Below are 18,463 nucleotides of genomic sequence, written 5' to 3'. Positions count from 1 at the left end.
TAATGGTAATACAATTCATGTTTACAAGAAGAAAGTTATTACACCAGATGTTGTAACTAAGTATGTTGATGAAAATGGAAATGAAATTGCTGACACTCAAAAAGGAAAACATCCAAGCAAAAATATCGAAGGATATGAAATAATAACTACAAAATCAGATGAGAAGGGAAATATAATCTATGTTTATAGAAAGAAACCTGATCCAACAAAAGTAGTTACTAAGTTTGTAGACGAAAAAGGTAATCCTATCGCAAAAAGTGAAGATGGTAAAAAACCTAAGAAAGATATAAAAGGCTATGAGTTTGTAAAAACTGAAACAGATAAAGACGGCAATACTATTCATATCTACAAGAAGAAAGAAAATACTTCAAAAGTAGTTACTAAATTTGTAGATGAAAAAGGTAATCCTATCGCAGAAAGTGAAGATGGTAAAAAACCTAAGAAAGATATAAAAGGCTATGAGTTTGTAAAAACTGAAACAGACAAAAATGGCAATACTATTCATATCTATAAGAAAAAATCTTCATCTGCAGAAAATAAATATAAAGTAACTCACAAATTTGAATCATCTACACCAGGTAAATCTCTACCAAAAGAAATTTTAGACCTTCTTCCAAAAAATCAAGATGGAATAGAAAATGGTAGAAAAGTTTCTCCTACAAAACCTTCTAAATTAGAAGTTAAAGTAAAAGATGGTACTTGGGTATTTGAAGGATATGATAAAGACAGTAGCATAGTCAATAATAAGGATGTAAATTTCACAGGAAAATGGAAATTTGTTCCAAACAAAATAGGCAAAATAAAAGTTTCAACTGGAACAAATTCTAGAAGCAAATCAAATGTTAAGACTGGAATAGAAGGTTCTTCTAATCTTATATTTGTCTTAATTGGATCGGCATTTGCTCTATACAAAAATAAAAAAAATAAATATTAAAATATTTATTAATAAGGAATAAGCTAAGAGATATAAAAGTATCTAGCTATAAAAAGGCGAGGAAATTAAAAATCCTCGTCTTTTTTGTGCATAATATTTATGAAATCAATATAAAATTAAAATATTTGGAAAGTTTGATGGAATAATTGATGTATATTTTAGTATATTTTTTTGTAGATTACAAATTTTAGATGCAAATCATTTTATTTTATCTAGGTGCAGAGGGAAAACTATATCATAAATCAAATAACTGTAAAAATTTTATAAAATTTAAAAAATGTCCTTTATTTTAAATAAATATAAATTTTATAATCTTTGAACTTACAAGATTTAAAATAAATTTTGAAAAAAATCTCAAAGAATAAAAATATATTTTTAAAATCATAAATAAAGTTGACATGAAAACGTAAAACTGATATTATTTAGTTGATCTTAAGATCAATATTATTCATTTCAAGGAGGAAAAATAGAAATGAAGAAACTAGGTTTATTGCCAAGACTAATTATTGCAATCATTCTAGGTATTTTAATTGGGCTTGCAGGTCAAAAAGTTGACGTTTTAAAAATCTTAGTTAGAATACTAATTACTTTTAATGGTCTATTTGGCAACTTCTTAGGATTTGTTATTCCACTAATTATTATGGGATTTGTAATTCCAGGTATAGCAGATCTTGGAGATTCAGCAGGAAAGACACTAGCAATCACAGCAGGTATTGCATATTTGTCAACAATTATCTTTGGAACTATTACATATTTTGTAGGCAGCGTTGTTCTTCCTAACTTTATTAAAAAGGGAGCAATCTCATTTGATCCAGAGAAAAACTCAGGAAAAGCTCTAGAAAAAATATTTGAATCACCAATGGATCCAGTATTTTCTGTTACAACAGCACTTATCATTTCATTTATACTAGGTGTTGGTATAGCAGCAGCTAAAGCTGAAGTTCTTAAAAAAGCAGTTCATGAATTCTCTGATATTATTACAAAATTAATATCAAATGTTGTAATTCCATTATTGCCATTCCACATTTGTGGTATTTTTGCTAACATGGCTTATGAAGGAACTGTAGCAGTAGTATTATCAGTATTCGCAAGAGTATTTATCATGGTATTGATACTACACTATCTAACAATTACTGCACAATTTACAATTGCAAGTTCAATGTCAGGTGGAAATCCATTCTCAAAAATCAAGACTATGATTCCAGCTTACATGACAGCTATAGGAACACAATCATCTGCAGCAACAATCCCAGTTACACTTAACCAAACTTATAAATTAGGTGTAAACAAAGGTATAGCAGACTTTGTAATTCCACTTTGTGCAACAATTCACTTATCAGGTTCAACAATCACATTAACATCTTGTTCATTATCAATTCTTATGCTTAATGGATCAGATGTAGGATTCCAACACATGTTCCCATTCATCCTTATGCTAGGTGTTACAATGGTAGCAGCACCTGGAGTTCCAGGAGGAGCAGTAATGGCAGCACTAGGTATTCTTCAATCAATGCTAGGATTTACAGAACCTATGACAGCATTAATTATTGCATTATATGTTGCTCAAGATTCATTTGGTACAGCATGTAATATCACAGGCGATGCTGCAATAGCTTGTATAGTAAATAAAATTTCAGGATTCAAATTAGATCCAGAAGCTAATGCAGAATACATTGATGAACTAGTTAAGCAATAAAAAAATAGAACTCTTTTGAGTTCTATTTTTGAGCTTATGATCTTAAGACAATTAATTATGAAAATTTATTAAAAAGGAGTAATTTTTATGACGATAAAGAGAAGAAAAGTTACCATGGATGGTAACACAGCAGCAGCTCACGTATCTTACGCTTTTAGTGAAGTTTCAGCTATATATCCTATAACTCCATCTTCACCAATGCCAGAATTTATAGACAAATGGGCAGCAAATGGAAGATTAAATTTATATGGAAATCCAGTTTCAGTTACAGAAATGCAACATGAAGCAGGAGCAGCAGGAGCAGTTCACGGATCACTTGCAGCAGGAGCACTTACATCTACATACACAGCAAGTCAAGGACTTCTATTAATGATTCCTGATATGTACAAAATTGCCGGCGAAAGACTTCCTGCAGTTTTTCACGTAGCAGCACGTTCATTATCAACATGCTCAATCAATATGTATGGCGACCATCAAGACGTTATGGCAGCAAGAGCAACAGGTTTTGCTATGCTTGCATCAGGTTCTGTACAAGAGATTATGGATCTTTCTCCAGTAGCTCATCTTTCAGCTATAAAAGCTAGAGTTCCATTTGTTAATTTCTTTGATGGATTTAGAACAAGCCATGAAATTCAAAAAATCGACGTTTGGGATTATGACCAATTTGAAGATATGGTTGATTGGAAAGCAATTGATGATTTTAAAAATGATTCATTAAATCCACACAGACCAACTATGCGTGGTGTATTTGAAAAGAGTGGATATTTCCAAAGAACTGAAGCTCAAAACAAAGCATACAACGGACTTCCAGAAATAGTTCTTGATTATATGAACAAAATTAATGAAAAAATTGGAACAAATTATTCATTATTTAATTATGAAGGTGCAGAAGATGCAACTGATATAATTATAGCTATGGGCTCTGGAACTGATACAATTCAACAAACAGTAGAAGAATTAAATAAAGATGGAAGAAAAGTTGGACTTGTAAAAGTACATCTTTATAGACCATTCTCAACAAAACATTTACTTGAAGCGATTCCAGAAACAGTTGAAAGAATTGCAGTTTTAGATAGAACAAAAGAAAAAGGGTCTGCTGGAGAACCTCTATACTTAGATGTATTAGAATCTTTCTCAGATTCAGATAGAAATCCAAAAATAATAGCAGGAAGATATGGACTTGGACAAAAAGATACAAGACCTGCTCATATCAAATCAGTATTTGATAATCTAGCAAAAGATGAACCAAAAAATCACTTTACAGTTGGAATTATTGATGATGTAACTAACACATCTCTTGAAGTTGACAATAGCTTTGTAATTTCTGATGGACAAACAACACGTTGTATATTCTGGGGAAATGGCGGAGATGGTACTGTTGGAGCAAATAAAAACGCTATAAAAATTATAGGCGATAATACAGATATGTTTGCTCAAGGATATTTTGACTATGATGCTAAAAAATCTAATGGTCTAACAATGTCTCACTTGAGATTTTCTCCAAACCCAATCCATGCAGCTTACTTTATAGATGAAGCTGACTTTGTATCATGTTCTCCTCAAGCTTATGTAAGACAATATGACCTTGTTAAAAACCTTAAAGAAGGTGGAATTTTCTTATTAAATACAATTTGGTCAGAAGAAGAACTTGAAGAACATATACCAAATTATTTATTAAAAGAAATAGCAGATAAAAATATTAAATTCTACACAGTAAACGCATCAAAAATTGCTCAAGAAGTTGGACTTGGTCATAGAACAAACATGGTTATCCAAACAGCTTTCTTCATTCTTTCAGAAGTTTTACCAATTGAAGATGCTATAAAATATCTAAAAGATTCTATTGAAAAATCTTATGGAATGAAAGGTCAAGATATTGTTGATATGAACAACAAAGCAGTTGACCGTGCAAGTGAAGAATTACAAGAAATAAAAGTTAAAGAAGAATGGAAAAACCTTGGCGAAGATAGAGAAGGTGCAAATGAAAATGAACCAGACTTTATCAAAAATATGGTAAGACCAATAATAAACTTAGAAGAAGATGATCTTCCAGTTTCAACATATCTTCCATACGATGACGGTCAATATATGGCAGGAACTTCAAGATATGAAAAACGTGGTATAGCATTATTTGTTCCAGAATGGAATATAGATAATTGTATCCAATGTAACCAATGTTCATATATCTGCCCACACGCAACAATTAGACCATTCTTATTAGACGAAGAACAAAAAGCTAAAGCACCAGAAGGATTTGAAACTAAAAAAGCTATAGGCAAAGGACTTGAAGGATATGAATTTAGAATCCAAGTTTCACCATATGATTGTATGGGATGTGGAAACTGTGTTGACGTATGTCCTGCTCCAAAGAAAGCTTTGGCTATGAAACCAATAGATGAACAAATCGAAAAACAAGCAGATAATTGGGAATATGCTCATGGCGAAGTTGGATATAGAAATGATGAAATAGCTCCAACAAATGTTAAAAATTCTCAATTTAGCCAACCATTGCTTGAATTCTCAGGCGCATGTGCAGGCTGTGGAGAAACTCCTTATGCTAAATTAATCACTCAATTATATGGTGATCATCAAATTATTTCAAACGCAACAGGATGTTCATCAATTTGGGGTTCATCAGTTCCATCAATGCCATATTGTACAAATAATAATGGCGAAGGACCAGCTTGGGCATCATCACTATTCGAAGATGCAGCTGAATATGGATATGGAATGTTGCTTGCAACAAAATCAAACAAATTCTTACTAGAAACTTTGATGAAAAAATTCTTAGAATTAAAAGTTTCTACACCATTAAACGATGCATTTAACGAATGGTTAGAAAATAACGATGACTTTGAAGAAAGCAAAAAAGCAGCTATAAAAATTGAATCATTAATCGCAAACGAAACTGACAATGAAGAAGCTAATAAAATTATCGAAAGAATAAAATCACTAAAAGATTATTTAGTTAAAAAATCAGTTTGGATTTACGGTGGAGATGGTTGGGCTTATGATATAGGATTTTCTGGAGTAGACCATGTTCTAGCAAGTGGCGATGACATCAATATAATCGTATTTGATACAGAAGTTTATTCAAATACAGGTGGACAAAGTTCAAAAGCAACTCCTCTTGCAGCAGTAGCAAAATTTGCAGCAAGTGGTAAAAAAGTTAGAAAGAAAGACCTTGGTTTAATGATGACAACTTATGGTTATGTTTATGTTGCACAAGTTGCAATGGGAGCAAACCAAGCTCAAACATTAAAAGCAATAAAAGAAGCAGAATCCTATCATGGTCCATCACTAATAATTGCTTATGCTCCATGTATTAACCACGGACTAAAAGCAGGAATGGGCAAGACTCAAAGAAGAGAAAAAGAAGCTGTAGCAAGTGGATATTGGCACTTATGGAGATTTAACCCACTTCTTAAAGAAGAAGGAAAGAATCCATTTAGCTTAGATTCAAAAGATCCTACAGAATCATTCCAAGAATTCCTACAAGGCGAAGTAAGATACGCTTCCCTTAAAAAAGCCTTCCCAGAAGATGCAGATAGATTATATGCAGAAGCTGAAGAAGCTGCAAAGGAAAGATTAGAATCTTACAAAAAAATGGAAAATAAATAAAAATTAAATCCTAAAAATAGTATATGAATCACTAAGTGTTTTAATAAACCAGACTTTCAAAAGTCTGGTTTATTTTTTTGATATTATTTTCTATTTAAATTTTCAAATCACTTGCTATTTAATTTTTAAAATTATTTTATACTTAATTTTTTGATGTTTAATTTTTGAAATTTTAAAAATTTAAGAAATTGTATTATTTTTGATTTTATTAAATAACATTTTTAGCGTATGGATATTTTTAGACTGCCAAAAATTTAAATTCTCAGAGCGTAGACAAACCCTCAAGCACGAATATCTGACTCCAAAAATTGTTGATTTCTAAATTCCAAAATTCTAAAAACGCAAACTCGCTAACGCGATGACAGATAAATAGCTTAAAATTGTGCCAGTGGCACGATTTTAATATTTATCCCTCGGAATAAAACGAAGAATTAAAATTTAATTGAAGTAAATTTATTTAATAAAATAGCATGGCTTTAAATTTTAGAGTGCGTTTTTTGACGAATTTTTAAATTTGAAATCAAATCAATTTTTTCCGTATGATATTCTTAGCATGAGGATTTGTATACTTTGTCAACAGTCTGATTCTCTTATTTTTTATTTTTTAAAGTTTTATTTAAAAATTTTATAAAAATAATTAGTTTTGTGGCACTTTTTTAACTCATAATTTTAGTGTATAATTAAAAAACGAGGTAAAAATATAACAAGCGCCAGATCCTTTTGGGATGACGAGGAATGGAGTTATCGAAAATTCGGCGGGTGCTCCATAGCTTTCACAGGCTCAGTATTTTACAAAAATAAGAAGCAATTCTTATGACAAAGAAAATAAAGTGATACCTCTAAAATTTAATATTAGGAGGATACTATGTGCGGAATAGTATGTTATAAGGGAAGGCTAAATGCCAGAGAAGTTATTATGGATGGTCTTGAAAGGCTTGAATATAGGGGATATGATTCGGCGGGAATCTCCCTTATTGATGGTGGTTTAATTAAAACTGTCAAAAAAAGCGGCAAGGTTAAAGTTTTAAAAGACGAGCTTTCAAAAAATCCTATCGATGGAAATATCGGAATTGGCCATATTAGATGGGCAACTCACGGAGGACCTTCAGATATAAATTCTCATCCACATCTTTCAAATAATGGTAAAATTTCTGTAGTTCATAATGGAATCATTGAAAATTATAATGAGCTAAAAGAAAATCTCAAAAAAGAAGGCTATAACTTTAAGTCTGATACTGACACAGAAGTTGTGGCTGTTTTGATTGAAAAATATTATGAAGATGATATTTTAGATGCTGTAAAAAAAGCAAAAAATGACTTGAGGGGATCTTTTGCTCTTGGAATTTTGTGCCAAGACGAAAGCGATAGACTTATAGTTTTAAGGGAAGAAAGTCCTCTTGTTTTAGGAATAACAGATGACGGCATTCTTGCAGCAAGCGACATTCCTTCAATTATAAAATATACAAAAGATGTAATTTATCTTGAAAATGGAGATTTGGTTGATATTAAGGGCGAATCTTTTATAATTTATGATAGAAATTTCCAAAAAATCCAAAGAAAAATTTCAAAAGTTGATTTTTCTTTTGAAGATTCAACTAAGGAAGGCTTTGATCATTTTATGATTAAAGAAATTTTTGACCAACCAAAGGCGATTTCTGATACAATCAGATTCAAAATGACTGATGAAATGATTGATTTTAAAGAAAATGCCTTTAGCAAAAAAGAAATTGAAAATTTCAATAAAATTTATATAGTTGCTTGTGGAACAGCTTATCATGCAGGTCTTGTTGGGGCCTATGCTTTGGAAAAATTTGCAAAAATTCCTGTAATTTGTGATATTGCAAGTGAATTTAGGTACAATGACCCATTTATTGACGAAAATACTTTGATGATTTTGGTAAGCCAATCTGGAGAAACTGCCGATACTCTTGCAGCTTTAAGACTTGGTAAGATTAAGGGAGCAAAAACTTTGGTTTTGACAAATGTAGTTGCATCATCTCTTGATAGGGAAGCTGACAAAACCATTTATTGTTATGCAGGGCCAGAAATTGCAGTAGCATCAACCAAGGCTTACACTACACAAATAATTTCTCTTTATATGCTTGCTCTAGATTTTTCTTTAAAGCTTGGAACAATTGATGAAGAAAAATACAAGGAAATAATTTCAGAAATGAAAAAAATTCCTGAAAAAATAAAAGAAATTTTGGATGACAGTGGAAAAATAAAAGCTTATGCAAAAGAGATAAAAGATTTTGATTCTATGTTTTATATAGGACGTGGTCTTGATTACAAATCTGTAATTGAAGGTTCTTTGAAGTTAAAAGAAGTTTCCTACATTCACTCTGAGGCTTTGGCTGCAGGGGAATTAAAACATGGAACAATAGCTTTGATTGAAGAAGGAACACCGGTTGTAGTTGTTGCAAGTCAAGAAAATATAATGGAAAAAACCATATCAAATGTAAAAGAAATCATTTCAAGAGGAGCAAATATTTTTTCAATTTCAAGAAAAGATGATCATCTAAAAGAAATTTCTAATTTTACTTTTGAATTGCCAAAGACAATTGACCCTCTTTATCCAGTTTTGTCAGTTATCCCTCAACAAATTTTGGCATATTATGTTTCCTGTGCCAAAGGACTTGATGTTGATAAGCCTAGAAATTTAGCTAAATCAGTAACGGTGGAATAACTTGCACAAATAATTAAATACAGTATATTATAAATGAATTTATTTTACCAAAACCATTGAGAAGCCTTAGGGCTTCTTTTTTTATCTAAAATTAATTTTAATTTGTATTCTCTTAAAAAATTCCAAATAAATTATTTTTAATTTACATAAGCAAAAGTTTGAAATCAAGGAGTTTTTATTTATAATATACTAAATAAATTTATAAAAATTAAAAAAAGACTTGACAGGATTTTTCAATGATAGTATTATTGACTTATCAAATAGATTTTAAAAACCAGATAAAGAGAAGAGTAGTCGTATGGATTATTGTACAGAGAGCCCTGTTTTGCTGAGAGGGGTGAATAAAAAGTGTGATGAAGATGGTCTCAGATGGGATAAGTCGATATTTAGACTTATACGGGAACTCCCGTTACAGAGTTAGGATATGATAGTATCTGAAGAGGCATTTTTTAGTGCAAAAAAGGTGGTAACGCGGAAAATTTTCGTCCTTATTGTAGTTTATCTACAGTAAGGACTTTTTATTTTGCATAAATTTAGAAAGGAAAGGTTTTGGAAATGACAAATATAAGTGCAAAAGAGATTAAAAATTTGGTAAAGGAAAATTTGGATTTTTCTAAAAAAATCAAAAATTATTTACACGAAAATCCAGAGCTTTCAAGCAAGGAATTTGAAACTCGCAAATTTTTAATAAATGAGTGCAAAAAAATTGGTTTGGAAGTTGAAGAAGTAGAAAATTCTACAGGCTTTGTGGCAATTCTTGATACAAAAAGAAATGGAAAAATTTTGGGACTTAGAACTGATATAGATGCTCTTCCAATTTTTGAAAATGAAGAAAATTTAAAGGGAAAAAAAGAAGTTATATCAAAAAATCCTGGCGTGATGCACGCTTGTGGCCACGATTTTCACATGGCTCTTGCCCTTACAAGTGCAAAAATTCTTTCAAAAATAAAAAATAGCTTAAATGGAAAAATTTATTTTATTTTTGAGGAAGGCGAGGAAACAGGAGCTGGAATCCATCCTATGATCGAATCTTTAAAAAATATAAAATTTGATGCAATTTATGGAAATCATATTGATACAGAAATTCCTACAGGAAAATTTGCCATTTCCAAAGGAAAAGTTTATGCAGGCTGTGCAGGGGTTGATTTTGATGTAATCGGCAAAGGCGGTCACGGCTCAAGACCTGATTTATTAATTTCTCCAATAAATGCCCTTGTTGCAATTATAAATAACCTAAACCAAACTTGGGCGAGTGGACTTGATCCAAATGAAATCGTAACTTTGGGAATTGGATCAATAAATGCAGGTTTTGCTTCAAATGTAATTCCTGATAAGGCAAATTTAAAGGCGACTTTGAGATTTTTTGAAGATGAAGTCGGAGAAAAAGCCTTGGAAAAATTAAAAAATGTAGCAGAAAAAACTGCAAGTATTTATGATTGCAAGGTTAAATTTAATGATTATACAAGAGTAGTTGCCTATCCAGTTATAAATGATGAAAAACTTGCTGATTTTACAAGATTTTCTTTGGATGAAATTTTTCCGAATTCAAGAGTTGATGAAGAAATTTCTTTTGGATCTGAATCATTTTATGGATATGGAAAAATTGCTCCAAGTGTTTTTGTAAAAATCGGTGTAAAAAATGAAGAAAAAGGATGTGGAGCAGGTGCTCACACTGAAAAATTTGATGTAGACAACGACGGTCTTTATTATGGACTAGCTTGTGCTTTAAATTTTTTGATAAATTTTGATAGAAAAGAGAAAGATAATGATTGAACTAAAAAATATAAGTGTAGACTTTGATGGTTTTAAAGCAGTTGATGAGGTTAGTCTTAAAATTGAAAAGGCAGATGCTTTTGGCATAGTTGGATTTTCTGGAGCTGGAAAATCAACTCTTGTAAGGTGCATAAATCTTTTGCAAAAACCATCTGAGGGAGAGGTTTTAATAAAAGGAGAAAATATTTTGGATTTATCACAAAAAGATTTGAGAAAAAGACGTAAAAAAATTGGTATGATTTTCCAACACTTTAATCTTTTGAACAACCTTTCAGTAATTGATAATGTAATTTTTCCAATAAGAAAGGAAAAAATTTCAAAAGAGGAAAAAATTCAAAAAGCAAAAAAACTTTTAGATTTGGTTGGGATTGGAGATAAGGCAAAATCTTTTCCAAGAGAACTATCTGGTGGTCAAAAACAAAGGTGTGCCATAGCAAGAGCCCTTGCATCTGATCCAGAAATTTTACTTTGCGATGAGGCGACAAGTGCCCTTGATCCAAAAACAACTAAGCAAATTTTAAAACTTTTGGGAGAAATCAAAGAAAAAATTGGAATAACAATTGTAATAATCACTCATCAAATGGAAGTTGTAAAAGATCTTTGCAATAAGGTTGCTGTAATGCAAGATGGAAAAGTGATTGAAAAAGGCACAACTCTTGAAATTTTTTCAAATCCAAGACACAAACTCACAAAAGATTTTGTAGAAACTTCAACAAATGTAAATCAAACACTAGAAGAGGTAAAAAACAATCTGGGAGTTTTGAAAAAAGATGAATTTTTGGTAAAACTTTCTTATGTTGGAGAAGCTACAACTCAGCCAGTTATAAATGAAATTTATGAAAAATTTAAGGTCAAAACCAATGTTTTGGCAGGAAACATAGAATTTATTACAAATGTTCCGGTCGGAAATCTTATAGTAACTTTTAAGGCAGAAAGAGAAAATATCGACAAGGCGATTGAATATTTGATAGCCTGCGGAACAAATGTACAACTTTTAGGAGATAGTAATGGGATACTTTGATTATGCACTTTCAATAAAAGATAGAATTTTTGAAGATATTGGACTTACTTTTTATATGCTATTTTTATCAGCTATATTTTCAGGAATTTTTGGATTAATAATAGGAGTAATACTTGTAGTAACAAATGATGGAGGAATTTTAGAAAACAAAAAAATTTATAGCATTTTGGATAAGATAACAAATCTTTTTCGTGCAGTTCCTTTCATAATTTTACTTGCAGTAATTAGTCCTATAACAAATTTAATTGTAGGAACAAGAATTGGACCAACGGCTGCAATAGTTCCTTTAGTTTTTTCTTGCGTGCCATTTTTTGCAAAGCAAGTTGAGCAAGCTTTGGCAGAAGTTGATCCAGGAGTAATAGAGGCGGCGGAAGCTATGGGAAATTCACCATTTGAAATTATAACAGCAGTTTATTTAAGAGAAGGACTTCCATCACTTGTAAGAGCTTCATCAATAACTTTGATTTCGCTTTTGGGACTTACAGCAATGGCTGGAACAATCGGAGCAGGAGGAATAGGAAATCTTGCTATAGCAGTCGGATACAACAGATACAAAAACGACGTAGTTATTATATCGGTAATAGTTATTTTGATAATTGTCTATGCCATCCAAGGCATCGCCAATTTAATTATAAAAAAGACATCACATTAAAAAATATTAGGAGGAAAATGATGAAAAATTTAAAGAAAATTGCCCTAGGCTTGTCACTTGTACTAACTTTAACAGGATGTGGAAATAAAAAGGAAGATACAAATTCAAATTCTTCCCCATCAAATCAAGCAAAAAGTGAAGACAGATTTGCCGATGCAAAAGAAATTAAAATTGGAGTTTGTGGCGAAAAAAATGAAGTTTTAGAAGACGTGGCAAAAAGATTTGAAAAAGATACAGGAAAGAAAATAAAAATTGTAACATTTTCAGATTATAACCAACCAAATGAAGCGTTAAATTCTGGAGATATTGATATAAATTCTTTCCAACACAAAAAATTCTTGGAAGATTATAATAAATCACACAAAACAGATATAGTTTCAGTTGGAGATACCTTGCTTGCTCCAATGGGAATATATTCTGACAAAATTAAAGATGTAAAAGAAATAAAAGACGGAGATAAAATTGCAATTCCAAATGATCCAACAAATGGAGCAAGAGCACTTTTCCTTTTACAATCAGCAGGATTAATAGAAGTTGAAGGAAAAGAAGGAGATGCAATTACTCTTGATAATATCAAGAAAAATCCAAAAAATTTGGAAATAATTGAGCTTGATGCAAGCCAAACAGCAAGAAATCTTACAGAAGTTGCTGCATCAGTTATAAATTCTGGTATGGCAGTAGACGCTGGATTTATTCCAACACAAGATTCAATTTATTTAGAAGATAAAGACGATCCAGCAAAAGCAATCTATGTAAATATAATTGCAGCAAGAAAAGAAGACAAAGATTCAAAAACATTAGAAAATTTTGTAAAAAATTATTATCAAACAGATCAAACTAAAAAATTAATAGAAAAAGAAACAAAGGGATCAGAAATTCCAGCTTGGAAATAAAAAAATAAAAGGAGAAAAAAATGAAAAAATTAGGAAAAATTGCTTTAGGACTTGTCCTACTCTTAGGACTTAGCTCATGTGGAAACAAGGAAGAAAAAAATACATCAAATTCAAACGAAAACGCAAAAGAAAAACAAAGCATAAAAATCGGTGTTGTTGGAGAATATAACGACGTATTAAATGAGGTTATAAAAAGATACGAAGAAAAAACTGGAAATGATGTAGAGCTTGTAGTTTTTTCAGATTATAATCAACCAAATGAGGCTTTGGAATCTGGAAATATTGATTTGAATGCTTACCAACACAAAAAATTTCTAGAAGAATTTAACAAAGACCACAAGACAGACCTTGTTTCAATAGGAAACACAATGCTTGCGCCACTTGGAATTTATTCAAAAAAATATAAATCACTAGATGAAGTAAAAGAAAATGATGAAATAGTAATTCCAAACGATGCATCAAACGGAGCAAGGGCCCTATTCTTGTTACAAGATGCAGGACTTATAAAAGTAAAAGGCGAAAAAGGCGATCCAGTAACAGTTGAAGATATTAAAGAAAATCCAAAAAATCTAAAAATTACAGAAGTTGACGCAGCTCAAACAGCAAGAAATATTGATTCAGCTGCCCTTGCAATAGTAAATGATACATTCGCTCTAGATTCAAAAATTGCAACCGAATATCCAGCTTTAAAATTTGAAGAATCAAAAGCAGATGACACTAATCCATACGTAAATGTATTTGCAGCCAAAAAAGAAAGAAAAGATGACAAAGTTTTAAATGATTTTGTGAAAAATTATTACCAAACAGATGCTACCAAAAAAGACTACGAAAAATTAACAGGAGGAGCATGGATTCCTGCTTGGTAAAAATTAAATAAGACCCCCTTAAATATATATAGGCTATGAGTTTTCTCATAGCTTTTTTATTTTCAAAACCAAAAGAAATTTTGAAAATTTAATAAAAAAATTTTTAATGTATAATGATTGTATGAGAATAGCAGAAATTAAAGATTTAGATGAAATAATGGTAATAATAAATGATGGGAAAAAAGCCTTGAAAAAAGATGGAGTTAATCAATGGCAAAACGGACTTCCAGATAGAAAGGGGATTTTACAAAATATTTTGACGGGAGAAAGTTTTGTTTATGAAGAAAATGGAGAAATTTTATCTTTTGCTTTTTTAAAAAAATCTTACGAAGAAGATTACAAAAACATTGAAAATGATTTTAAAAATCATGGGCCGTTTTTTACTATTCACAGATTGAGTGTTAAGGAAAGTGCAAAAGGCAAGGGCCTTGCTAATAGATTTTTTGAAGAAATTATTTCTTATGGAAAAAATTCAAAAATGGAGTCGATTAGGATTGACACTCATCCTGATAATTATAAAATGCAAAGTTTAATTAAAAAATTTTCTTTTGAAAAAATTGGAATTTGTACTGTTGATGACAAAATTAAAAGGTCTAAAAGAATTGTGTATGAGTTGATTTTATGATAAATGAAAAACAAAAATTGATTGTGGAAGATGCAAAATATCCTTGTGCAATTTTGGCAGGGCCTGGTACGGGAAAAACTTTCACAATTGTTCAAAAAATTATTTCTTTAATAAAAAATGACGGGATTAGTCCTAACAAAATCCTTGTAACAACTTTTACAAAAAAAGCAGCGAATGAGCTTATTGAAAGGGTGGAGTCAGGTCTTAAAAAAGAGAATATTTATGCTGATACTTCAAATATGTTGATTGGAAATTTCCATTCCCTTGCTCTTTCTTTTTTGAAAGAATATAAATCCTTTACGAATAAAATTTTTGATCCTTTGGTTATCGACTCTCATATTGAAGGATATTTGATTGAAAGAAATATGGATATTTTTGAAAATATTTCAAATTTTTCAAAATTTATTTCTTATAATGAGGTCGGACAAATTCAGGGAATTTTTGCGAATATTACCAATAATTTGGTTGATTTAGATGGGCTTCGCAATTCTAATAATCCTAGTGACATTTTGGCTTTGGAAATTTATTTGAAATGGGCAAATTTTCTTGATGAAAATGACCTTATAAATTATCAATTGATTTTAAAAAAATTTTATGATCTTTTAAAAGATCCTTTTTATGGAAAAAAAATTAGGGATAGAATTGATTTTGTAATAATTGATGAGTACCAAGACACAAATACTATTCAAGAAGAAATTTCTTTTGGCCTTTGTAAGGGCAAAAACCTTATGGTTTTTGGAGATGATGATCAGGCTCTTTATTCATTTAGGGGAGCAAGTCCTAAAAATTTGAGAGATTTTGATAAAACTTGCAAAATGAAGATGAAAAGAAAGGCGAATTTTTATCATCTTGATATTAATTACAGGTCTAATCAGGAAATAATTGACAAATCTAGAGAGTTTCTTGTAAATTCTAAAGCTTTTGACCTTGAAAAAATAAAAAATCTTAGAGCTAATGATGGCGAAAAAAATGAAAATTCTGTTGTAAGGGCTAGGGCAAATGAATATGAAAATATTGAAAATATAGTAAAATTTTTGAACAAAAAAATAAATTTGAACCAAATAGCATTTTTGTTTCCGTCTTTAAATAGTGATTATCCAAAATCTTTGCAAACTTATTTTGAAAATCACGGAATAAATGTTTTAAATAAATCTTCAAAATTGTTTTTCAAAAGAAGAGAAATTAGACTTTGCCTTTATGTTCTTATTTCAATTTTTTCAAAAAAACCAAAAAAACTTACTGGTTCAAACCCAGATAAGTACAAGTGGACTCAAGAAACAAATTTCAAAAAATATCTTGTTAGCATTTTCGATGATAAAGAATTTACAAAAAACGAAGAATTAAATGCTTATATAAAGGAAGAAAAATTAATCATTGAAGAAAATAAATCCTACACAGACATTTTATACAAAGCTTTTGGACTTGAAATTTTTAGGGAGATTTTGGATAAAAAAATCGACAAATTAAATTCAATAAGAGAGCTTTCAAATATAGGAAAATTCACATCAATTTTATCAGATTTTACAAATCTTTGTGGCTATGATATAAATTATTACAAAAAATCAGTAGATTTAATTTATGGATATATTTTTTATCTTTTCAAAAATTCAGCCGTAAGCGAATTTGAAAATTTTGATGCTCCAAAAAATTCTGTAATATTTTCTACAATTCATCAAGCGAAAGGACTTGAGTATGATGTGGTTTTTGTATCAAGTTTAAATGATAATCCAAGAAAAGATATTAGTGCATTTAGTCCAAAACTTGAGGCGAAAAAAGAAAGTGATTTTTTAAAAAATTATTATAGGAAGTATTATACAGCCTTTACCAGAGCAAAAAATCTTTTGGTTTTATTGGATAATTCCCAAAATCCCTACCTTAAAAATTTTGCCTTTTCATTAAATTCATCTTCAATATTAAAAACCATAGATTTTAAATTCAAAGAAGATGTTGTAAAAAAAGAAATTTTGGCATATACAACGGATATTTCAATTTACAAATCATGTCCATTAAAATATAAATTTATAAGAGTTTTGGATTTTAAAAAAGAAAAATCAAAATCTTTGGAATTTGGTTCAAAAGTTCACAGCCTTGCTGAATATCTTACAAATTTAAAAAAAGAAAATCTTTCTTACCATGCAATAAATGACTTTATAAAGGAAAACAAAGAATTTCAAAAACCAATTGAAAATTTTGTAAATAGAAATTTTCCGATAAAATATTCGGAAATGAACATCAAACTTGATAGATTTTCCTATATTTTGCAAGGAAATATTGATATAATCCTAGAAGATGGAACAATTATCGATATAAAAACTGGAAAAGCAGATGAAAATAATTTAATTTCCTACAAAAACCAGCTACTTACTTACTACAATTTGTTAGTTTATAATAATAAAAAAGTAAACAAGATGATCTTATATTTTATTGAAGAAGACAAACTTATAGAAGTAGAAAAATCGGATTTTGATATGAAAAATATAGACGAAATAGGAAAAAATATAGTAGAAAAAAATATTGAAATAAAAACACAAGATAAAAGACAATGCAAATTTTGCCCTATGGCATATTTTTGCAAAAGAACTTGATTAAGTCCTACTAAGCAATACAATTTTTTAAGGTGATAAAATGAAATCTCAAATGTTAAAAGGAGTTATCGAAGGGGTAATTCTAAAAATAATCAAAGACAAAGAAACTTATGGATATGAAATTGTAGAAACCCTAAGACTTAACGGTTTTTATAATATGACCGAATCTACAGTCTATCCTATTTTGCAAAGATTATCGAAAAAAGGTCTTATATTTTCTTCAAAAGAAAAATCAAAAGTTGGGCCAAAAAGAAAATATTATTATATAACAGCAAAAGGCGAAGAATATTTATTAGGATTTATAGAAGATTTCCTAGAATTAGAAGAAAATGTAAGAAATATTTTAGGAGTTAAAAATGATAATGAGAGTAGATAAAATGATTGGAAATGCCAATCTTGATACTAGAAAAAATATAAAGAAAAATGCAAAAAAAGGCGGACTTGTAATAAACGGAGAAATTATAAAAGATTCATCAGTAAAAGTTGATCCAAATATTGACGAAGTAATTTATATGGGAGAGCTTGTCGATTATTTTGAAAATATTTATATAATGATGAACAAAAGAGAAGGCTTAATTTGCCAATCAAACGAACTTGATGGAACTATAATGAGTGATCTTGATGAATTTTATTTAAATTTAGATTTAGCAATAGCAGGTCGTCTTGATAAAGATACAACAGGACTTTTGTTAATGTCAACCGATGGAAAATTTATCCACAGAGTAATAAGTCCAAATTCAAATATTTGGAAAAAATACGAAGTAGAAACATCAAAAAAAATCGAACCTGCCCTAGTAGAAATTTTTAAAGAAGGCGTGTATATAAAAGAAGATGATTATTACGCAAGAAGTGCAAAATTAGAAATAATTGAAGATAAAAAAGCCTACGTTTACGTAACAGAAGGAAAATTTCATTTAGTAAAAAGATTATTTTCAAATAACGATAACGAAGTAGTAAAACTAAAAAGACTTGCAATAGGAAAATTGCAATTAGATAAGGCCTTAAATCCAGGAGATTACAGAGAACTTACACAAGAAGAAAAAGAATTATTTACAAAAGAACAATAAAGATGGATTATTTCCATCTCAGACTGTAGACAAAGTAGATGAAA

General features: G+C 30.0%; 13 protein-coding genes and 1 other annotated feature. All 13 genes read left to right on the top strand.

Going from position 1 to position 18,463, the window contains the following annotated elements; all coding sequences use genetic code 11:
- The coding region (locus HMPREF2852_RS05730; RefSeq protein ID WP_186821928.1) for an SHIRT domain-containing protein at positions 1-934 on the top strand (934 nt) is incomplete at its 5' end.
- Between the two features lie 472 nt (positions 935-1,406).
- Complete coding sequence (locus tag HMPREF2852_RS05725; RefSeq protein ID WP_004837997.1) at positions 1,407-2,630, top strand: dicarboxylate/amino acid:cation symporter; 1,224 nt, start codon at positions 1,407-1,409, stop codon at positions 2,628-2,630.
- 87 nt (positions 2,631-2,717) lie between these two features.
- Positions 2,718-6,251 carry a pyruvate:ferredoxin (flavodoxin) oxidoreductase gene (gene nifJ / locus HMPREF2852_RS05720; protein ID WP_070606592.1) on the top strand — a complete coding sequence of 1,178 codons (3,534 nt, stop codon included), beginning with the start codon at positions 2,718-2,720 and terminating at the stop codon, positions 6,249-6,251.
- A gap of 865 nt (positions 6,252-7,116) precedes the next feature.
- Positions 7,117-8,937 (top strand): glutamine--fructose-6-phosphate transaminase (isomerizing), encoded by a 1,821-nt coding sequence (gene glmS / locus HMPREF2852_RS05715; RefSeq protein ID WP_070606590.1) that lies wholly within the window; start codon positions 7,117-7,119, stop codon positions 8,935-8,937.
- 269 nt (positions 8,938-9,206) lie between these two features.
- Positions 9,207-9,430, top strand: a binding site (T-box leader).
- Between the two features lie 62 nt (positions 9,431-9,492).
- Positions 9,493-10,710, top strand: a complete 1,218-nt coding sequence (locus HMPREF2852_RS05710) for an amidohydrolase (protein ID WP_070606638.1) — start codon at positions 9,493-9,495, stop codon at positions 10,708-10,710.
- Entirely contained in the window at positions 10,703-11,731 is a 1,029-nt protein-coding gene (locus HMPREF2852_RS05705; RefSeq protein WP_070606588.1) for a methionine ABC transporter ATP-binding protein, read from the top strand. Before HMPREF2852_RS05710 ends, HMPREF2852_RS05705 begins: the two co-directional genes overlap by 8 nt.
- Positions 11,718-12,383, top strand: coding sequence for a methionine ABC transporter permease (locus HMPREF2852_RS05700; protein WP_070606586.1), 666 nt, complete (start codon positions 11,718-11,720; stop codon positions 12,381-12,383). The genes HMPREF2852_RS05705 and HMPREF2852_RS05700 overlap by 14 nt, the downstream gene beginning before the upstream one ends.
- A gap of 20 nt (positions 12,384-12,403) precedes the next feature.
- Positions 12,404-13,276 (top strand): MetQ/NlpA family ABC transporter substrate-binding protein, encoded by an 873-nt coding sequence (locus tag HMPREF2852_RS05695; protein ID WP_070606584.1) that lies wholly within the window; start codon positions 12,404-12,406, stop codon positions 13,274-13,276.
- A 20-nt stretch (positions 13,277-13,296) separates the two neighbouring features.
- Positions 13,297-14,142 carry a MetQ/NlpA family ABC transporter substrate-binding protein gene (locus tag HMPREF2852_RS05690; RefSeq protein WP_070606582.1) on the top strand — a complete coding sequence of 282 codons (846 nt, stop codon included), beginning with the start codon at positions 13,297-13,299 and terminating at the stop codon, positions 14,140-14,142.
- 106 nt (positions 14,143-14,248) lie between these two features.
- Positions 14,249-14,767 carry a GNAT family N-acetyltransferase gene (locus HMPREF2852_RS05685; protein ID WP_070606581.1) on the top strand — a complete coding sequence of 173 codons (519 nt, stop codon included), beginning with the start codon at positions 14,249-14,251 and terminating at the stop codon, positions 14,765-14,767.
- Positions 14,764-17,352 (top strand): ATP-dependent DNA helicase, encoded by a 2,589-nt coding sequence (locus HMPREF2852_RS05680; RefSeq protein ID WP_070606580.1) that lies wholly within the window; start codon positions 14,764-14,766, stop codon positions 17,350-17,352. Before HMPREF2852_RS05685 ends, HMPREF2852_RS05680 begins: the two co-directional genes overlap by 4 nt.
- 40 nt (positions 17,353-17,392) lie before the next feature.
- Positions 17,393-17,728, top strand: coding sequence for a PadR family transcriptional regulator (locus HMPREF2852_RS05675; RefSeq protein WP_004838007.1), 336 nt, complete (start codon positions 17,393-17,395; stop codon positions 17,726-17,728).
- Positions 17,709-18,419, top strand: a complete 711-nt coding sequence (locus HMPREF2852_RS05670) for a pseudouridine synthase (protein ID WP_070606579.1) — start codon at positions 17,709-17,711, stop codon at positions 18,417-18,419. The genes HMPREF2852_RS05675 and HMPREF2852_RS05670 overlap by 20 nt, the downstream gene beginning before the upstream one ends.
- Positions 18,420-18,463 lie beyond the last annotated feature (44 nt).

It is taken from the genome of Anaerococcus sp. HMSC065G05 (assembly GCF_001812365.1).
GTDB classification, from domain to species: Bacteria; Bacillota; Clostridia; order Tissierellales; family Peptoniphilaceae; genus Anaerococcus; species Anaerococcus vaginalis.
This window is presented reverse-complemented; position numbering and strand designations above follow the sequence as displayed.

What these genes read in the sequence shown, in the direction of transcription:
- HMPREF2852_RS05675 (WP_004838007.1), top strand. Translation starts at nt 17,393, where the DNA reads ATGAAATCTCAAATGTTAAAAGGAGTTATCGAAGGGGTAATTCTAAAA.
- HMPREF2852_RS05705 (WP_070606588.1), top strand. Translation starts at nt 10,703, where the DNA reads ATGATTGAACTAAAAAATATAAGTGTAGACTTTGATGGTTTTAAAGCA.
- HMPREF2852_RS05695 (WP_070606584.1), top strand. Translation starts at nt 12,404, where the DNA reads ATGAAAAATTTAAAGAAAATTGCCCTAGGCTTGTCACTTGTACTAACT.
- HMPREF2852_RS05685 (WP_070606581.1), top strand. Translation starts at nt 14,249, where the DNA reads ATGTATAATGATTGTATGAGAATAGCAGAAATTAAAGATTTAGATGAA.
- HMPREF2852_RS05700 (WP_070606586.1), top strand. Translation starts at nt 11,718, where the DNA reads ATGGGATACTTTGATTATGCACTTTCAATAAAAGATAGAATTTTTGAA.
- HMPREF2852_RS05670 (WP_070606579.1), top strand. Translation starts at nt 17,709, where the DNA reads ATGATAATGAGAGTAGATAAAATGATTGGAAATGCCAATCTTGATACT.
- HMPREF2852_RS05725 (WP_004837997.1), top strand. Translation starts at nt 1,407, where the DNA reads ATGAAGAAACTAGGTTTATTGCCAAGACTAATTATTGCAATCATTCTA.
- HMPREF2852_RS05690 (WP_070606582.1), top strand. Translation starts at nt 13,297, where the DNA reads ATGAAAAAATTAGGAAAAATTGCTTTAGGACTTGTCCTACTCTTAGGA.
- HMPREF2852_RS05680 (WP_070606580.1), top strand. Translation starts at nt 14,764, where the DNA reads ATGATAAATGAAAAACAAAAATTGATTGTGGAAGATGCAAAATATCCT.
- nifJ (WP_070606592.1), top strand. Translation starts at nt 2,718, where the DNA reads ATGACGATAAAGAGAAGAAAAGTTACCATGGATGGTAACACAGCAGCA.
- glmS (WP_070606590.1), top strand. Translation starts at nt 7,117, where the DNA reads ATGTGCGGAATAGTATGTTATAAGGGAAGGCTAAATGCCAGAGAAGTT.
- HMPREF2852_RS05710 (WP_070606638.1), top strand. Translation starts at nt 9,493, where the DNA reads ATGACAAATATAAGTGCAAAAGAGATTAAAAATTTGGTAAAGGAAAAT.